We start from the raw sequence: 15561 nt of genomic DNA, 5'->3' as shown, positions 1-15561 counted from the left end.
GGGCGATCAGCGATGATCGTGAAGCAAATTTTCACGTTTCTTACATTCGTTGAATGGCCGCAGCCGAACCCCTCGTCAAAGAAAGCTCGCCGATCGCCCTCCCAGGGCTGGCGCGTGCGTTGGTTTCGGCCGGTAAGCTGCCCGCGAAGAGCGCTGAAGACATCTATCAGAAGTCGCTCAGCGGCCGCACCAGCTTCATCGCCGAACTGACCGGCACCGGCGCCGTCTCGGCAGCCGATCTGGCCCACACGCTGTCGGGCGCATTCGGGGCTCCGTTGCTCGACCTCGACGCCATCGATCCCCAGCGCCTGCCCAAGGACCTGCTCGACCCCAAGCTGTGCCAGGCCTACCGCGTGGTGGTGCTGAGCAAGCGCAACAACCGTCTCATCGTCGCCACGGCCGACCCGTCCGACCAGCAGGCCGCCGAGAAGATCAAGTTCGCGTCGCAGATGGGCGTGGACTGGGTCATCGCGGAATACGACAAGCTCTCGCGCATGATCGAGGCGGCGGCGGTCTCGGCCTCCGAGACCATCGACAGCATGATCGGCGCCGAGTTCGAATTCGACGACGTCGCCGCCGATACCGCGACCGAAAGCAACGACCCGGCGGCTGCCGAGGTCGAAGACGCTCCGGTGGTTCGCTTCCTGCACAAGATGCTGCTCGACGCCTTCAGCATGCGGGCCTCGGACATCCACTTCGAGCCTTACGAGCACAACTACCGGGTGCGCTTCCGCATCGACGGCGAACTGCGCGAGATCGCCAGCCCGCCCACGGTCATCAAGGAAAAGCTGGCCTCGCGCATCAAGGTCATCTCGCGCCTGGACATCTCGGAGAAGCGCATCCCGCAGGACGGGCGCATGAAGCTCAAGATCGGCGCCGACCGCGTGATCGACTTCCGCGTCAGCACCTTGCCGACCCTGTTCGGCGAGAAGATCGTGATCCGGATCCTGGATCCGAGCAGCGCCCGCCTCGGCATCGACGCGCTCGGCTACGACGCCGACGAAAAGGAACGCCTGCTCACGGCCATCGGCCGACCCTACGGCATGGTGCTGGTCACCGGGCCCACGGGCTCGGGCAAGACCGTGTCGCTCTACACCTGCCTGAACCTGCTCAACAAGCCTGGCGTGAACATCGCGACCGCCGAGGACCCGTCGGAAATCAACCTGCCGGGCGTCAACCAGGTCAACGTCAACGAGAAGGCCGGCCTCACGTTCGCGACCGCGCTGCGCGCCTTCCTGCGGCAGGATCCGGACATCATCATGGTGGGCGAAATCCGCGACATCGAGACCGCGGACATCTCCATCAAGGCGGCGCAGACCGGTCACCTGGTGCTCTCCACGCTCCACACCAACGACGCGCCGACCACGCTCACGCGGATGCGCAACATGGGCATCGCGCCCTTCAACATCGCCTCCAGCGTGATCCTGATCACGGCCCAGCGGCTGGCCCGGCGCCTGTGCACCGTCTGCCGCGCGCCGGTCGAGGTTCCGCGGCAGGCGCTGCTCGACGCCGGCTTCAAGGAAGCCGACCTCGACGGCAGCTGGAAGCCCTACCACCCGGTCGGATGCTCGGCCTGCAACAGCGGCTACAAGGGCCGGGTCGGCATCTACCAGGTCATGCCGATCACCGAGGCGATCCAGATGATCATCCTGCGCGACGGCACCGCGCTCGATATCGCCAAGCAGTCGGAGGCCGAGGGCGTGCGATCGTTGCGCCAGTCGGGCCTGAAGAAAGTCATGCAGGGACTGACCTCGCTCGAGGAAGTGCTGGCAGTCACCAACGAATAGCAGCAGCAGCACGCGCAGCAGCAAGGCAGAAGCGGAGATCCCATGGCCACGGCAACAGCATCGTCCCGGACCCTCAAGGAATTCGTCTACGAGTGGGAAGGCAAGGACCGCAACGGCAAGGCCGTGCGCGGCGAAGTGCGCGCGGCCGGCGAGAACCAGGTGCAGGCCGCCCTGCGGCGCCAGGGCATCCTCACGACCAAGATCAAGAAGCGGCGGATGCGCTCGGGCAAGTCGATCAAGCCCAAGGACATCGCGATCTTCACGCGCCAGCTGGCCACGATGATGAAGGCCGGCGTGCCGCTGCTGCAATCGTTCGACATCGTCGGCCGCGGCAACGCCAACCCGAGCGTGGCCAAACTGCTCAACGACATCCGCAGCGACGTCGAGACCGGCACCTCGCTGTCGTCGGCCTTCCGCAAGTTTCCCAAGTACTTCGACAGCCTCTACTGCAACCTGGTGGAGGCCGGTGAAGCCGCCGGTATCCTTGAAGAGCTGCTCGATCGCCTCGCCACATACATGGAGAAGACCGAGGCGATCAAGGGCAAGATCAAGTCGGCGCTCATGTATCCGATCTCGGTCGTGGTGGTGGCCTTCGTGGTGGTCGCGATCATCATGATCTTCGTGATTCCGGCCTTCAAGCAGGTGTTCACGTCCTTCGGTGCCGACCTGCCTGCACCGACGCTGATCGTCATGGCTATCAGCGAATTCTTCGTCTCCTACTGGTGGCTGATCTTCAGTGTGGTGGGTGGCGGCATCTACTTCTTCCTGCAGGCCTGGAAGCGCAGCGAGCGGGTGCAGAAGGTCATGGACCGCCTGCTGCTGAGAATCCCGATCTTCGGCGCGCTCATCGAGAAATCCTGCGTGGCGCGCTGGACCCGTACCCTGGCCACGATGTTCGCGGCCGGCGTGCCGCTGGTCGAGGCGCTCGACTCCGTCGGTGGCGCCTCGGGCAATTCGGTGTACGCCGACGCGACGTCCAAGATCCAGGCCGAGGTGTCGACCGGCACCAGCCTCACGACCGCGATGACCAACGCCAACCTGTTCCCCTCGATGGTCATCCAGATGACGGCGATCGGCGAGGAATCGGGCTCGATCGACCACATGCTGGGCAAGGCGGCCGACTTCTACGAGGCCGAGGTCGACGAGATGGTGGCAGGCCTGTCGAGCCTGATGGAGCCGATCATCATCGTCTTCCTGGGCGTGCTCATCGGCGGCATCGTGGTGTCGATGTATCTGCCCATCTTCAAGCTCGGCCAGGTCGTCTGATGCTGGTGTCGCAGGGAGTGGACGCCGCGTTGGCCGGCGTGCTGGGTCTCTTGATCGGCAGCTTCCTCAACGTGGTGATCTACCGGCTGCCGAAGATGCTCGAGCGGCAGTGGGCCGCCGAGTGCGCCGACTTCGCGGCCAGCGCCGAGGGCGCGATCGCAGCAGGCGGCACGGGCTCGAGCGCTGCCATCGAGGCCAAGCCGGTCGAGCCCTTCAACCTCATGGTGCCGCACTCCCGTTGCCAGGGATGCGGCCATGCGATCCGCTGGTACGAGAACGTGCCTGTCGTCAGCTGGCTCGCGCTGCGCGGCAAATGCTCGTCCTGCCGCGCGCCGATCAGCGTGCGCTACCCACTGGTCGAGCTGGCGACCGGTGCGCTCTTTGCCTGGTGCGTCTGGCGCATGCCGGGCAGCTACGGCGCGCTGGCCTGGTGCGGCTTCGCGGCCGCGCTGCTGGCGCTGGCCCTGATCGACTGGGACACCACGCTGCTGCCTGACGACATCACGCTGCCGTTGCTGTGGGCGGGCCTGCTGGCCGCGATCGCGGGCTTCACCGGCGTGTCGCTCGCGAACGCGGTCTGGGGCGCGGTGGGTGGTTACGTCTCGCTGTGGGCGGTCTACTGGCTGTTCAAGCTCGCCACCGGAAAGGAAGGCATGGGCTACGGCGACTTCAAGCTGTTCGCGGCGCTGGGCGCCTGGTTCGGCTGGCAAGCGCTGGTGCCGATCATCCTGATGGCCTCGGTGATCGGCGTGGTGATCGGCCTGGCGCTTAAGTTCAACAGCGGCCTGCGCGAAGGCGGCTACGTGCCCTTCGGGCCCTTCCTGGCCGGAGCGGGCTTCACGGCCATGTTCTTCGGCCCGGACGCGATCCTGCGGGCGGTCGGACTCTGAGGGCGGGCCGGGCCATGCGCATCGGCCTCACGGGCGGCATCGGCAGCGGCAAGAGCACGGTCGCGTCGATGCTGGTCGGGCTCGGCGCCTGGCTGGTCGATACCGACGCCATCGCGCGCGCCATCGCGCAGCCCGGCGGGGCCGCGATGCCGGCGCTGGCGGCCGAATTCGGACCCTCGGTGATCGGCGCCGACGGTGGCCTGGACCGGGCCGCCATGCGCACGCTGGTGTTCGCCGACCCGGCCGCCAAGCGTCGCCTCGAAGGCATCCTGCATCCGCTGATCGGGGCCGAATGCGAGCGGCAGGCCGCCTGCGCCGCGCCCGGCCAGCCGATCGTCTTCGACGTGCCGCTGCTGGTCGAGTCGAGGCGCTGGCGTGCCATCGTCGACCGCGTTCTGGTGGTCGACGCCTCGGAGGCGGTTCAGCTCGAACGCGTGGTGGCGCGCTCGGGCTGGGCCGAGGATGCGGTGCGCGCCGTGATCGCCCAGCAGGCCGAGCGCAGCCTGCGGCGCGCCGCGGCCGACGCGCTGATATTCAACGAGCGAATGACGCTGGCGGAACTGTCCGTCGAAGTGCGGAGTCTTTGGAAACGTTGGGTCGACGCGGACACGCGATAATCCCCGCTCCGCCGGCGCGTGCGTGCGCCCCAAGAACAAGAATGCGGCGCGGGCCTGCCCTGCGACACAGCTGCCCCTCCTTCGATGCTCTTCAATTCGTACGCGTTCATCTTCATCTATTTCCCGATCGTCCTGTTCGGGTTCTTCCTGATCGGCAGACGAAGCACGCGGGCCGCCGCCGGCTTCCTCGCTCTGGCCTCGCTGTTCTTCTACGGCTGGTGGAGCGTGCAGGCGCTGCCGCTGCTGGTGGGCTCGATTTGCTTCAACTACTGGGCCGGCCTGCGGCTCACGCGGGCCCCGGGCCGCAGCGATGCGGCGCGCAAGCGCATGCTGATCTTCGCGCTGGTCGTGAACCTCGGCACGCTCGCGACCTTCAAGTACGCCGACTTCTTCGTCGGCAACGTGAACGAGGGGCTGTCGGCCGCCGGCATCGGGCCGCTGCCGCTGCTGCACGTGGCCCTGCCGATCGGCATCTCGTTCTACACCTTCACGCAGATCGCCTTCCTGGTCGACTGCTGGCAGGACAAGGTCCACGAGCGCAGCTTCGTGCACTACGTGCTGTTCGTGACCTACTTCCCGCACCTGATCGCGGGTCCGGTGCTGCATCACGCGCAGATGATGCCGCAGTTCGCCAACCCGGCCACCTACCGCGTCGACTTCGACAAGATCTCGCTCGGGCTCGCGATCTTCGTCTTCGGGCTCTCGAAGAAGCTGCTGATCGGCGACCCCATGGGCCAGTACGCCGACCTGATGTTCACGGGCGTGCACAACGGCGTGAGCCCGACCATCGCCAGCGCCTGGTTCGGCGTGCTGGCCTATACGCTGCAGATCTATTTCGACTTCTCGGGCTACTCCGACATGGCCATCGGCCTCTCGCTGTGCCTGGGCGTGTACCTTCCGCTCAACTTCAACTCGCCGTACAAGTCGACCAACATCATCGAGTTCTGGCGCCGCTGGCACATCACGCTGTCGACCTTCCTGCGTGACTATCTCTACGTGCCGCTGGGCGGCAACCGCAAGGGTCCGGCGCGGCGCTACCTGAACCTGTTCCTGACCATGCTGCTGGGCGGCCTGTGGCACGGCGCGGCCTGGACCTTCGTGATCTGGGGCGCGCTGCACGGCTTCTACCTGATGGTGAACCACCTCTGGAATGCCAAGGTGCGGCGCAATGCCAAGCCCGGCGTGGTCGGACGCGTGCTGGGCTGGCTGCTGACCTTCGTCTGCGTGATGGTCGCGTGGGTGGTGTTCCGCGCCGAAAGCATGGCGGCCGCCACCGAGATCTACAAGGGCATGCTGGGCATGAACGGCATGACGCAGTCGATCTTCAGCGAGTTCGGCTCCATCCCCTATCGCAAGCCCGAGTTCTTCCACACGATGCTCGTGGGCATGATCATCTGCCTCGCGCTGCCGCCGACCATCACGCTGCAGCGCTGGGTTCCGCAGGCCCAGGCGCTGGCCGGCCGTTCCCGGCTGAGCCTCGTGTTCAGCGCCGCCATGGCGCTGTTCACCGTGATCCTGCTCGGCGTCTGCGTCTCGAAGCTGGGCTCCTACAGCCCCTTCCTCTACTTCCAGTTCTGACATGAGCGGCACTACTGTTTCCTGGTTTACCGCCCCGCGCGGAGGCACCGATCCGAGGCCTGCCCGGCTCTGGCTCAAGATCTTCGCGGCCGGCTTCGTGCTGATCGTCGGACTCCTGATCGTGACACTCAGGACGCCGCCCTTCTTCGGCGACATGACCCGCATCGGGCTCCTGTCCGAGAACGCCTTCGGCTGGACCATCGAGCCGCCACAGGTGCCCGACCAGTACCTGGCGGCCGTGCCGGTCAGCGAAGCCGACGTGCTGGTGATCGGCGACAGCTTCTCGATGTCCAACCGCTGGCAGTCCGAGCTGGTGCGCAGCGGCCTGCGCGTGACCACGATCTTCTGGGGCCAGATCGCCGAGGCCCTCTGCGGCGACTTCGATGCATGGCTGGACAAGGCCGGCTTCAAGGGCAAGACCGTGGTGATCGAGAGCGTCGAGCGCCTGCTGGCCGAGCGCCTGGCGAACTCGCAGAACTGCAAGAAGATGCAGAAGCCCTTCACGGCCGGCACCAAGCCCTTCTTCGCGCCGCTCGACCACGTGCCGCCGCCGGCGGTCAACTGGGACGGCAAGCTGACCTCGGGCCTCAACATCTATCGCAACACCGAACGCGCGCGCAAGGCCACGGGCGACTTCCTCTCGAACAAGCGCATCCTGGTGCGCCCTGTGGCCGATGGCTGCTCGATGTTCAGCAGCCGCCTGTGCGACCGCGCGCCGTTCTGGCCCGCGGACGACGAGAACGGCGAACTCACGCCGCAGCACGTGGCGCAGATGCGCGCCATCGGCGAGGCGCATCCCAAGCGATCCCTCGTCTGGATGGTCATTCCCAACAAGACCACGGTCTATGTCAAGCCGGAACATTCGAAAGACTTCGTGACAGCGCTGGGCGCGTCCGGCCTGGGACCCGACCTTTTCGGCTTCTCGCAGGAGCAGAAGAAGCAGGTTCGCGATTACTATTTCCCCAACGACACGCACCTGTCGATGCACGGGCAACTGGCTGTCGGCAAGCGCATGCTCGAGGCGGTGCGCAAGACCCAGCCAGCCCCGCCCTCGAAAGACTCTTGAAGCTATCATTCGCAACCGGAAGCCACCACGCGTGATCCTCTACGAGTACCCCTTCAACGAGCGCATCCGGACCTACCTTCGGCTCGAGCACCTGTTCCGCCGCCTCGGCGAACTGGTCCCGGCCGATTCCCCGCTGCTGCATCACTACGCGCTGGTCACGATCTTCGAGATCATGGACGTGGCAGCGCGCGCCGACCTCAAGGCGGATGTGCTGCGCGATCTCGACAAGCACAAGAACGTCTTCAACAGCTACCGCGGCAACCCCGCGATCGCCGAGTCGGTGCTCGACCAGGTGGTGGCCAAGCTCGAGAGCAACTTCGCCACCCTCAACACCGTGCCGGGCAAGGCCGGGCAGGCGCTGACCGAGAACGAGTGGCTCATGAGCATCCGCAGCCGGGCCGGCATTCCGGGCGGTACCTGCGAATTCGACCTGCCGGCCTACTTCGCCTGGCAAAACCGCCGCGCACCCGAGCGCCGCGCCGATCTCGAGCGCTGGTCGTCCACCCTCGCGCCGCTGGCCGAATCGATCTACCTGCTGCTCAAGCTGCTGCGCGATGCCGACGTGCCCTACAAGGTGATCGCGGCCAACGGACAGTTCCAGCAGACGCTGCCGCAGGGCCGCAGCTTCCAGTTGCTGCGCCTGCGCATCGATCCCAAGCTCGGGCTGATCCCCGAGATCAGCGGCAACCGGCTCATGGTCTCGGTGCGCCTGATGCGCCACGCCGACGACGACCGCCTGCACCAGAGCACCGAGGACGCCCCCTTCGAGCTCACCCTCTGCGCATGAGCAGCGTGGAAGACGCCATCGGCGAGCGCATCGTCCGCTGCCCGGCCTGCGGCGGCGACAGCGTCTATGCCGCGAGCAATCCCTACCGGCCGTTCTGCAGCGCGCGCTGCAAGGGCATCGATCTGGGCGCCTGGGCGAGCGAAGAATTCAGGATGCCGGCCGACACGCCGCCGGACGACGATCCCTTCGGCGACCCCAAGCGCCAGCAGTGACCGTCTGAACGCAGGTAGCCGGCTCAGGCCGCGGGCGGCGTGGCAGCGAGTGCCGCAAGGCCGCGCTCCTCTGCCATCCAGGCCAGCACCGGCAGCGCGCCCGGCAGCACCGGCGTCACCTCGAGGGGCAGTTGCTGCCAGCACATCTGCTGGCCTTCGCGCATCTCGAATTCGCCGCGCCATGCGCGCACCTTGCACCAGTGCAGCCGCACCAGCGCATGCGGGTAGTCGTGCTCGGTGACCTTCCAGACCTCCGCAGCGCCGATCTCGATGCCGAGTTCCTCGTGCAGTTCGCGCCGCAGCGCCTGCTCGACGGTTTCGCCGGCCTCGAGCTTGCCGCCGGGGAACTCCCAGTAGCCTGCATAGGGCTTGCCCTCGGGCCGGGTCGACAGCAGCAGTGCACCATCGGCGCGGATCAGGATGCCGACTGCGACCTCGGTGTGCTTGCGCGCATCGCTCATGGCGCAGGAGCGGCGGCCCGGCCCGCATAGTCACGCGCGAACTGGTAGGCCACGCGGCCGCTGCGCGAGCCGCGCTCGAGCGCCCAGACCAGCGCCTCGGGGCGTGCGGCCTCGATCGCCTCCGCCGTGACGCCGAACGAACCCAGCCACTGGGCCGCGATCGCGAGGTATTCGTTCTGAGTGAACGGATAGAAGCTGACCCAGAGGCCGAAGCGCTCGGACAGCGAGATCTTCTCCTCGATCACCTCGCCCGGATGGACCTCGCCGTCCTCCGTGTGGGTGTAGCTGAGGTTGTCCTTCATGTACTCGGGCAGCAGATGGCGCCGATTGCTGGTCGCGTAGATCAGCACGTTGGCGGTCGAGGCGGCGATCGAGCCGTCGAGGATGGACTTCAGTGCCTTGTAGCCCGGCTCGCCCTCGTCGAAGCTCAGGTCGTCGCTGAAGACGATGAACTTCTCGGGCCGGTTCGCGACCACCTCGATGATGTCGGGCAGGTCGACGAGTTCCGCCTTGTCGACCTCGATCAGGCGCAGCCCCTGCGGCGCATAGGCCTGCAGGCAGGCGCGGATCAGGGACGACTTGCCGGTGCCGCGCGCGCCCGTGAGCAGCACGTTGTTGGCCGGCTTGCCCTCGACGAACTGGCGCGTGTTGCGCTCGATCTTCTCCTTCTGGAGATCGATCTCCTTCAGCGCATCAAGCGGCATCTGCGCCACGTGGCGCACCGGCTCGAGCGTGCCGTGGCCCGTGCTGCGGCGCCGATAGCGCCAGGCGATCGAGGCATTCCAGTCGGCCGGTGCCGCGAGCGGCTGCGGCAGGATCGATTCGATCCGGCCGATGAGCTGTTCGGCGCGCTCGATCAGCTTCTGGAACTGCTCGTTCATGACCGATAGTCGGCGTTGATGGTCACGTACTCGTGGCTGAAGTCGCAGGTCCACACCGTGTCGCTGGCGGTGCCGCGACCGAGGCCGATGCGCACCGTGATCTCGCTCTGCTTCATCACGCGCTGGCCGTCTTCCTCGCGGTAGTCGGGATTGCGGCCGCCCTTGACCGCCACATGGACGTCGTCCAGGTACAGGTCGATGCCGGTCTGGTCGAGATCGGCGATGCCCGCGTAGCCCACTGCCGCCAGGATGCGGCCGAGGTTCGGGTCGCTGGCGTAGAACGCGGTCTTGACCAGCGGCGAATGGGCGATGGCGTAGGCCACCTGCGCGCATTCCGCGGCATCGCGTCCGCCTTCGACCTGGATGGTGATGAACTTGGTCGCGCCTTCGCCGTCGCGCACGATGGCCTGCGCCAGCAGGCGGGCCACGTTCTGCATGGCAGCCACCAGCGCCCGGCCGTCGGGCGAATCGAGCGACGTGATGGTCGCGTGCGCCGCCTTCTGCGTGGCGATGACTACGAACGAATCGTTGGTCGAGGTGTCGCCGTCGATGGTCACGCGGTTGAACGAGGCATCGGCCAGCCGCCTGGCCAGCGGCTGGATCAGGGACGGGTCGATCTTCGCGTCGGTGGCCATGAAGCCGAGCATGGTCGCCATGTTCGGCCGGATCATGCCCGCGCCCTTGCTGATGCCGGTGATGGTGACGGTGGCGCCGCCGATCTGCAGCTGCTCGCTGAAGGCCTTGGGCACGGTGTCGGTGGTCATGATGCCCTCGGCCGCGCGCGCCCAGTGGTCGGGCCGTGCATCGTCGAGCGCGGCAGGCAGGCCGGCCTCGATGCGGTCGATCGGCAGCGGCTCCATGATCACGCCGGTCGAGAACGGCAGGATCTGCTCGGGCGCGATGTTCAGATGGCGCGCCAGCGCGATGCAGGTCGCGCGCGTGCGTGCCAGGCCGTCCTGTCCGGTGCCGGCGTTGGCGTTGCCGGTGTTGATCAGCATCGCGCGGATGCCGAAGTCCTGCGCCAGGTGTTCGCGGCAGACCTGCACCGGTGCGGCACAGAAACGGTTCTGCGTGAACACACCGCCGACCGCGGCGCCCTCGTCGATCAGCACCACCGTCAGGTCCTTGCGGTTGGCCTTGCGCACGCCCGCTTCGGCGACGCCGATGCGCACGCCGGGTACCGCATGCAGCGCGGCGGGATCGGGGGCGGAGAGTTTCACGGGCATGGCATGTCCTGGTGGTTGGGGCTCAGCTGAGCTTGCCGTGGCACTGCTTGAACTTCTTGCCGCTGCCGCAGGGGCAGGGATCGTTGCGGCCGACCCGCGCGAAGGCCGCGGCCCCGGCACCGAGGCCGGTGGCGGCCTGGCGGCGCAGGCTCTCCTCGTCGACCCGCACCTCGATCTCGCCGGTCTCGGTGGGCGCGGTGTAGGTGATGTTCGAGAGGTTCTCGCCGCGGCTTTCCATGGCCTCGGCCGCCTGCTCGAGCTGTTCGTTCGACTGCACGCGCACCGTCATCAGCTGGCGCGTGACTTCGTTCTTGACCGAATCCAGCAGCTGGCCGAAGAGTTCGAAGGCCTCGCGCTTGTACTCCTGCTTGGGCTGCTTCTGCGCATAGCCGCGCAGGTGGATGCCCTGGCGCAGGTAGTCCAGCGAAGCCAGGTGCTCGCGCCAATGGGTGTCGATGCTCTGCAGCAGCACCATGCGTTCGAACTGGAGGAAGTTCTCGGCGCCGATCAGCGCCACCTTGGCGTTGAAGGCCTCGTTGCTCGCGCCCACCACCTTCTCGACCACTTCGTCGTCGCCGATCGCGCTCGCGGCTTCGACTTCCTTCTGCAGCGGCAGCTCGAGGCCCCATTCGTCGGCAAGCGTCTTCTCGAGCGCAGGCAGCTGCCACTGTTCCTCGACCGATTCGGCCGGCACGTACTGGCGGACCAGGTCGGTGAAGCAGCCTTCGCGCAGCGCGTCGATCTGCGCCGTCAGGTCGGAGGCGTCGAGGATGTCGTTGCGCTGCTGGTAGATCACCTTGCGCTGATCGTTCGAGACGTCGTCGTACTCGAGCAGTTGCTTGCGGACGTCGAAGTTGCGCGCCTCGACCTTGCGCTGCGCGCTCTCGATGCTGCGCGTGACGATGCCGGCCTCGATCGCTTCGCCGTCGGGCATCTTGAGGCGATCCATGATCGCCTTGACGCGGTCGCCGGCGAAGATGCGCATCAGCGGATCGTCGAGGCTCAGGTAGAAGCGCGAGGAGCCCGGATCGCCCTGTCGGCCCGAGCGGCCGCGCAGCTGGTTGTCGATGCGCCGCGACTCGTGACGCTCGGTGGCGATGATGCGCAGGCCGCCGAGCGACTTCACGAACTCGTGGTCCTTGTCCCATTCGGCGCGCAGGCGCGCGGCCTCCGCTGCCTTGGCAGTGTCGTCGAGCGATTCATCGGCCTCGACCGCCTCGATCATCTTCTCGACGTTGCCGCCGAGCACGATGTCGGTTCCGCGGCCGGCCATGTTGGTCGCAATCGTGATCATCTTGGTGCGGCCGGCCTGGGCCACGATGTCGGCTTCGCGCGCATGCTGCTTGGCGTTCAGCACCTGGTGCGGCAGGCCTGCCTTCTCGAGCAGCCCGTCGATGATTTCCGAGTTCTCGATCGACGAGGTGCCGACCAGCACCGGCTGTCCGCGCTCGTAGCATTCGCGGATGTCCTGGATCGCGGCCTCGTACTTCTCGCGCGTGGTCTTGTAGACGCGGTCGAGCTGGTCCTCGCGCTTGCTGATGCGGTTGGGCGGGATGATCATGGTCTCGAGACCATAGATTTCCTGGAACTCGTAGGCCTCGGTGTCGGCGGTGCCGGTCATGCCGGCCAGCTTGGCGTAGAGGCGGAAGTAGTTCTGGAAGGTGATCGAGGCCAGGGTCTGGTTCTCGGCCTGGATCTCGACGCCTTCCTTGGCTTCCACGGCCTGGTGCAGGCCGTCGCTCCAGCGGCGGCCGGTCATCAGGCGGCCGGTGAACTCGTCGACGATCACGACTTCGCCCTGCTGCACCACGTAGTGCTGGTCGCGGTGGTAGAGATGCCGCGCACGCAGCGCCGCATTCAGGTGATGCATCAGCGTGATGTTGGCCGGGTCGTACAGCGATGCGCCTTCGGGCAGCAGCTTGAACTCTGACAGCACCTGCTCGGCCTTCTCGTGGCCGTCCTCGGTCAGGAACACCTGGTGGGTCTTCTCGTCGACCGTGAAGTCGCCGGGCTTGGTGACGCCCTCGCCGGTGCGCGGGTCGGCCTCGCCTTCCTGCTTGACCAGCAGCGGCACCACCTTGTTGATCGCCAGGTAGAGCTCGGTGTGATCCTCGGCCTGGCCGCTGATGATCAGCGGCGTGCGCGCCTCGTCGATCAGGATCGAGTCGACCTCGTCGACGATCGCGTAGTTGAGGCCGCGCTGCACGCGGTCGCGCGGCTCGTAGACCATGTTGTCGCGCAGGTAGTCGAAGCCGTACTCGTTGTTGGTGCCGTACGTGATGTCGCTGCCGTAGGCCTCCTGCTTTTCCTCGCGCGGCATCTGCGGCAGGTTGATGCCGACCGACAGCCCGAGGTAGTTGTAGAGACGGCCCATCCACTTGGCGTCGCGGCTCGCGAGGTAGTCGTTGACCGTGACCACGTGCACACCCTTGCCCGTGAGCGCGTTGAGGTACACCGGCAGCGTGGCGGTCAGGGTCTTGCCCTCGCCCGTGCGCATCTCGGAGATCTTGCCGTTGTGCAGCGCCATGCCGCCGAGCAGCTGCACGTCGAAGTGGCGCATCTTCATGATCCGCTTGGAGGCTTCGCGCACGGTCGCGAAGGCCTCGGGCAGCAGGTCGTCGAGCGTCTCGCCCTTGGCGACGCGGTCCTTGAATTCCTGCGTCTTGGCGCGCAGCGCGGCGTCGTCGAGCTTCTCGAAGGACGGCTCCAGGGCGTTGATGCGCTCGACCGTCTTGCGATACTGCTTCAGGAGCCGATCGTTGCGACTGCCGAAAATTTGGGTCAGGAAGTTGGTGGCCATGAATGGAGGGCCGATGCACACTTGCGGATTGCAGATGCAGCGACCGGGATCCCTAAGATAGACGAGAAACGAACTTGGGCGCGCTTTGCCAAAAGCCAAGCGGTCCGGCCGGAAGGATTGCCGGCAAACCGCTGATTTTAGCCGCCTTGCCGTCCCCCTCCAGAGCATCGTCCATTGCCATGAATCGCCGCTACAACGCCATCACCGTGCTCGAAGCCACCGAGGGTTCGCCCACGCTCGCGAGCCTGGCTGCCCGCGCACGCGACGCCAACGAACGGCTGGCGGCGGTGCAGGACCTGATCCCGCCCGACATGCGCCCCGCGGTGCAGGCCGGACCTGCCGAGGGAGACATCTGGTGCATGCTGGTCAACGGCAGCGCCGCGGCCGCCAAGCTGCGCCAGTTGGCGCCGATGCTGCAGTCGCGCCTGCGCTCACGCGGCTGGGATGTCGCGACGATCCGCATCAAGGTGCTGTCCCGGCGCTGAGCAGCTCGCGGGCCCTCGCCCGTGCCGCTTCGCGCGACCTGTCAGAGCTGCGCGAGCACCAGCCCCAGGGTCAGGGCGACCGAAGTGCCGAAGATCGCCAGCCCGACCGCACGCCGGCGGTGCGTGAGCATCCACAGCAGCACGCCCGAGATCGACAGGAAGATGATGCTGCCGGCCAGCGTGTCGACCAGCAGGACCCAGCCCACGGACATGCCGGTGCCCTTGTGCATGTTGCTGAGCGTGGCGACGAAGCCGTTGCGGGTCGTCGTGACGCCGACCGAACGATTGCCGCGCCAGTAGTCGGCCTGCACCGTGGCGTCCGGGCCGCCGAAGTTGAAGACCCAGCGCTCGGGCTGCATGAGCGGCGGCCTGGCAGCACCCCCGCCCTCGGCGCCCTCGACGGCCGGCCGGGCCTTCTCGGTCCACGCGACGGGCCGCGACGGCTCGGTGCGCACCGAATTCGGTGGCCGGGGCTGTTCGAGCGCTGCCTGCAGCCAGACCGCCATCTCGGCCACGCTGGACGGCGCCGGCTCGGTCAGCGCGAGCTGGACGTTGCTGCGCTCCTGCGCCATGGGCAGCTTGAGCACCGAGCGGTGATTGAGCCAGATGCCTGCGGTGCCGAAGATCAGGCCCAGGACCGCGCCCCAGAGCCCGATCCAGCCGTGGGTCTTGCGGATCCACTGCACCGCCGTGCTGCGGCGCTGCTGCGCCTGCGCGCGCGCGTTCGGGGCGGTCGAGGCGGTCGCGTGGGAATTCATGGGTCGAAGCCGAAGCGCTGTGGCGATCGGTCGTGACGGATGCAGATTGGTGCCGCTTGTCGGAATCGAACTGACGACCTACCGCTTACAAGGCGGTTGCTCTACCAACTGAGCTAAAGCGGCGGGAACCGGATTTTAGCGGCCCGGCCGGACCGCGTTCATTCACTTGATGCGCTTGAGCGAGGGGCGCGCGCCGCCGCCGGCGGGGGGGCGCGGCGGCTCGTCGGTACCGATGGGCGCGTCGCCGCTTCCGATCGATTCGTCGCCTTCGCCGGGCACCAGGTGCACGACCTTGCCGGCATCGCCCTCGGTGCCGCGCGAGGCGTCGCGCAGCGGCGTGCGCGTGGCGGCCACCGAAGGCTGGGCGCCGCCGCTCGCCGGCGCCGCATGCCCGCCATCGCCCTGCGAAGCCGCAGGTGCCGGGAAGGCCATGCCCTGGCCGTTCTCGCGCGCATAGATCGCCAGCACGCGACCGACCGGCACGCTGATCTCGCGCGCGGTGCCAGCGAAGCGGGCCTTGAACTCGATGAAGTCGTTGCCGAGCTTGAGCGAGCTGGTGGCGTCGAAGCTGATGTTGAGGACGATCTCGCCGTTCTTCACGTACTCGCGCGGCACCTGGACCGTGTCGTCGACCTGCACCGCCACATACGGCGTGAAGCCGTTGTCGGTGCACCATTCATACAGCGCCCGGATCAGGTACGGGCGGGTCGAGGACGATTCGAGCGCGTTGATCATGACCGACGACGC

15 protein-coding genes and 1 tRNA gene are annotated in these 15561 nt (G+C 67.0%); 9 read left to right on the top strand and 7 right to left on the bottom strand.

Annotated features, from left to right (window positions below; genetic code table 11):
* Window positions 1-53 precede the first annotated feature (53 nt).
* The 8 genes from pilB (at window position 54) to QTH87_RS03240 (ending at window position 8203) form a co-directional block, all read left to right on the top strand.
* Complete coding sequence (gene pilB, locus QTH87_RS03275) at window positions 54-1787, top strand: type IV-A pilus assembly ATPase PilB (protein WP_286606828.1); 1734 nt, start codon at window positions 54-56, stop codon at window positions 1785-1787.
* 42 nt (window positions 1788-1829) lie between these two features.
* Window positions 1830-3053, top strand: a complete 1224-nt coding sequence (locus tag QTH87_RS03270; RefSeq protein WP_286606827.1) for a type II secretion system F family protein — start codon at window positions 1830-1832, stop codon at window positions 3051-3053.
* Window positions 3053-3943: a prepilin peptidase gene (locus QTH87_RS03265; RefSeq protein WP_286606825.1), complete on the top strand. Its 891-nt coding sequence runs from the start codon at window positions 3053-3055 to the stop codon at window positions 3941-3943. Before QTH87_RS03270 ends, QTH87_RS03265 begins: the two co-directional genes overlap by 1 nt.
* Before the next feature lie 14 nt (window positions 3944-3957).
* Window positions 3958-4560 (top strand): dephospho-CoA kinase, encoded by a 603-nt coding sequence (coaE, locus tag QTH87_RS03260; RefSeq protein ID WP_286606824.1) that lies wholly within the window; start codon window positions 3958-3960, stop codon window positions 4558-4560.
* An 84-nt stretch (window positions 4561-4644) separates the two neighbouring features.
* The gene (locus QTH87_RS03255; RefSeq protein WP_286606823.1) at window positions 4645-6138 is read left to right on the top strand and encodes an MBOAT family O-acyltransferase; all 1494 of its coding nucleotides are present in this window, start codon (window positions 4645-4647) and stop codon (window positions 6136-6138) included.
* A 1-nt stretch (window position 6139) separates the two neighbouring features.
* Window positions 6140-7204, top strand: a complete 1065-nt coding sequence (locus QTH87_RS03250; RefSeq protein WP_286606822.1) for an alginate O-acetyltransferase AlgX-related protein — start codon at window positions 6140-6142, stop codon at window positions 7202-7204.
* A 31-nt stretch (window positions 7205-7235) separates the two neighbouring features.
* Window positions 7236-7991, top strand: a complete 756-nt coding sequence (gene zapD / locus QTH87_RS03245) for a cell division protein ZapD (RefSeq protein WP_286606821.1) — start codon at window positions 7236-7238, stop codon at window positions 7989-7991.
* Window positions 7988-8203 (top strand): DNA gyrase inhibitor YacG, encoded by a 216-nt coding sequence (locus QTH87_RS03240; RefSeq protein WP_286606819.1) that lies wholly within the window; start codon window positions 7988-7990, stop codon window positions 8201-8203. Before zapD ends, QTH87_RS03240 begins: the two co-directional genes overlap by 4 nt.
* 23 nt (window positions 8204-8226) lie before the next feature.
* Here the strand turns inward: QTH87_RS03240 and QTH87_RS03235 are convergent, their stop codons facing one another.
* Genes QTH87_RS03235 through secA form a run of 4 tightly spaced genes read right to left on the bottom strand, consistent with a single transcriptional unit; the run spans window position 8227 to window position 13571 of the window.
* Window positions 8227-8664 carry an NUDIX domain-containing protein gene (locus QTH87_RS03235; RefSeq protein ID WP_286606818.1) on the bottom strand — a complete coding sequence of 146 codons (438 nt, stop codon included), beginning with the start codon at window positions 8662-8664 and terminating at the stop codon, window positions 8227-8229.
* The gene (locus QTH87_RS03230; protein WP_286606816.1) at window positions 8661-9545 is read right to left on the bottom strand and encodes an ATP-binding protein; all 885 of its coding nucleotides are present in this window, start codon (window positions 9543-9545) and stop codon (window positions 8661-8663) included. Before QTH87_RS03230 ends, QTH87_RS03235 begins: the two co-directional genes overlap by 4 nt.
* Window positions 9542-10771 carry a bifunctional glutamate N-acetyltransferase/amino-acid acetyltransferase ArgJ gene (argJ, locus tag QTH87_RS03225; protein WP_286606815.1) on the bottom strand — a complete coding sequence of 410 codons (1230 nt, stop codon included), beginning with the start codon at window positions 10769-10771 and terminating at the stop codon, window positions 9542-9544. The genes QTH87_RS03230 and argJ overlap by 4 nt, the downstream gene beginning before the upstream one ends.
* 22 nt (window positions 10772-10793) lie before the next feature.
* Window positions 10794-13571: a preprotein translocase subunit SecA gene (secA, locus tag QTH87_RS03220; RefSeq protein WP_286606814.1), complete on the bottom strand. Its 2778-nt coding sequence runs from the start codon at window positions 13569-13571 to the stop codon at window positions 10794-10796.
* A 179-nt stretch (window positions 13572-13750) separates the two neighbouring features.
* Here secA and QTH87_RS03215 point away from each other — a divergent pair, with 179 nt between their 5' ends.
* Window positions 13751-14056 carry a hypothetical protein gene (locus tag QTH87_RS03215; protein WP_286606812.1) on the top strand — a complete coding sequence of 102 codons (306 nt, stop codon included), beginning with the start codon at window positions 13751-13753 and terminating at the stop codon, window positions 14054-14056.
* A gap of 41 nt (window positions 14057-14097) precedes the next feature.
* Here QTH87_RS03215 and QTH87_RS03210 read toward each other — a convergent pair whose 3' ends face one another.
* The 3 genes from QTH87_RS03210 to QTH87_RS03200 form a co-directional block, all read right to left on the bottom strand.
* Window positions 14098-14814, bottom strand: a complete 717-nt coding sequence (locus tag QTH87_RS03210; protein WP_286606811.1) for a PepSY-associated TM helix domain-containing protein — start codon at window positions 14812-14814, stop codon at window positions 14098-14100.
* Between the two features lie 47 nt (window positions 14815-14861).
* Window positions 14862-14937 (bottom strand) — tRNA-Thr (locus tag QTH87_RS03205).
* A gap of 39 nt (window positions 14938-14976) precedes the next feature.
* Window positions 14977-15549, bottom strand: coding sequence for a ClpXP protease specificity-enhancing factor (locus tag QTH87_RS03200; RefSeq protein ID WP_286606810.1), 573 nt, complete (start codon window positions 15547-15549; stop codon window positions 14977-14979).
* Window positions 15550-15561 lie beyond the last annotated feature (12 nt).

The organism is Variovorax jilinensis (genome assembly GCF_030316885.1).
In the GTDB taxonomy this organism is placed as follows: Bacteria; Pseudomonadota; Gammaproteobacteria; order Burkholderiales; family Burkholderiaceae_C; genus Variovorax; species Variovorax jilinensis.
The sequence above is the reverse complement of the archived record's forward strand: the minus strand, read 5'-3'. Positions and strand labels throughout refer to the sequence as shown.

Coding starts and splice junctions, on each gene's coding strand:
- pilB (WP_286606828.1), top strand. CDS start 54: ATGGCCGCAGCCGAACCCCTCGTCAAAGAAAGCTCGCCGATCGCCCTC.
- QTH87_RS03235 (WP_286606818.1), bottom strand. CDS start 8,664: ATGAGCGATGCGCGCAAGCACACCGAGGTCGCAGTCGGCATCCTGATC.
- QTH87_RS03240 (WP_286606819.1), top strand. CDS start 7,988: ATGAGCAGCGTGGAAGACGCCATCGGCGAGCGCATCGTCCGCTGCCCG.
- QTH87_RS03200 (WP_286606810.1), bottom strand. CDS start 15,549: ATGATCAACGCGCTCGAATCGTCCTCGACCCGCCCGTACCTGATCCGG.
- QTH87_RS03215 (WP_286606812.1), top strand. CDS start 13,751: ATGAATCGCCGCTACAACGCCATCACCGTGCTCGAAGCCACCGAGGGT.
- QTH87_RS03270 (WP_286606827.1), top strand. CDS start 1,830: ATGGCCACGGCAACAGCATCGTCCCGGACCCTCAAGGAATTCGTCTAC.
- QTH87_RS03265 (WP_286606825.1), top strand. CDS start 3,053: ATGCTGGTGTCGCAGGGAGTGGACGCCGCGTTGGCCGGCGTGCTGGGT.
- argJ (WP_286606815.1), bottom strand. CDS start 10,771: ATGCCCGTGAAACTCTCCGCCCCCGATCCCGCCGCGCTGCATGCGGTA.
- QTH87_RS03230 (WP_286606816.1), bottom strand. CDS start 9,545: ATGAACGAGCAGTTCCAGAAGCTGATCGAGCGCGCCGAACAGCTCATC.
- coaE (WP_286606824.1), top strand. CDS start 3,958: ATGCGCATCGGCCTCACGGGCGGCATCGGCAGCGGCAAGAGCACGGTC.
- QTH87_RS03250 (WP_286606822.1), top strand. CDS start 6,140: ATGAGCGGCACTACTGTTTCCTGGTTTACCGCCCCGCGCGGAGGCACC.
- secA (WP_286606814.1), bottom strand. CDS start 13,571: ATGGCCACCAACTTCCTGACCCAAATTTTCGGCAGTCGCAACGATCGG.
- QTH87_RS03255 (WP_286606823.1), top strand. CDS start 4,645: ATGCTCTTCAATTCGTACGCGTTCATCTTCATCTATTTCCCGATCGTC.
- QTH87_RS03210 (WP_286606811.1), bottom strand. CDS start 14,814: ATGAATTCCCACGCGACCGCCTCGACCGCCCCGAACGCGCGCGCGCAG.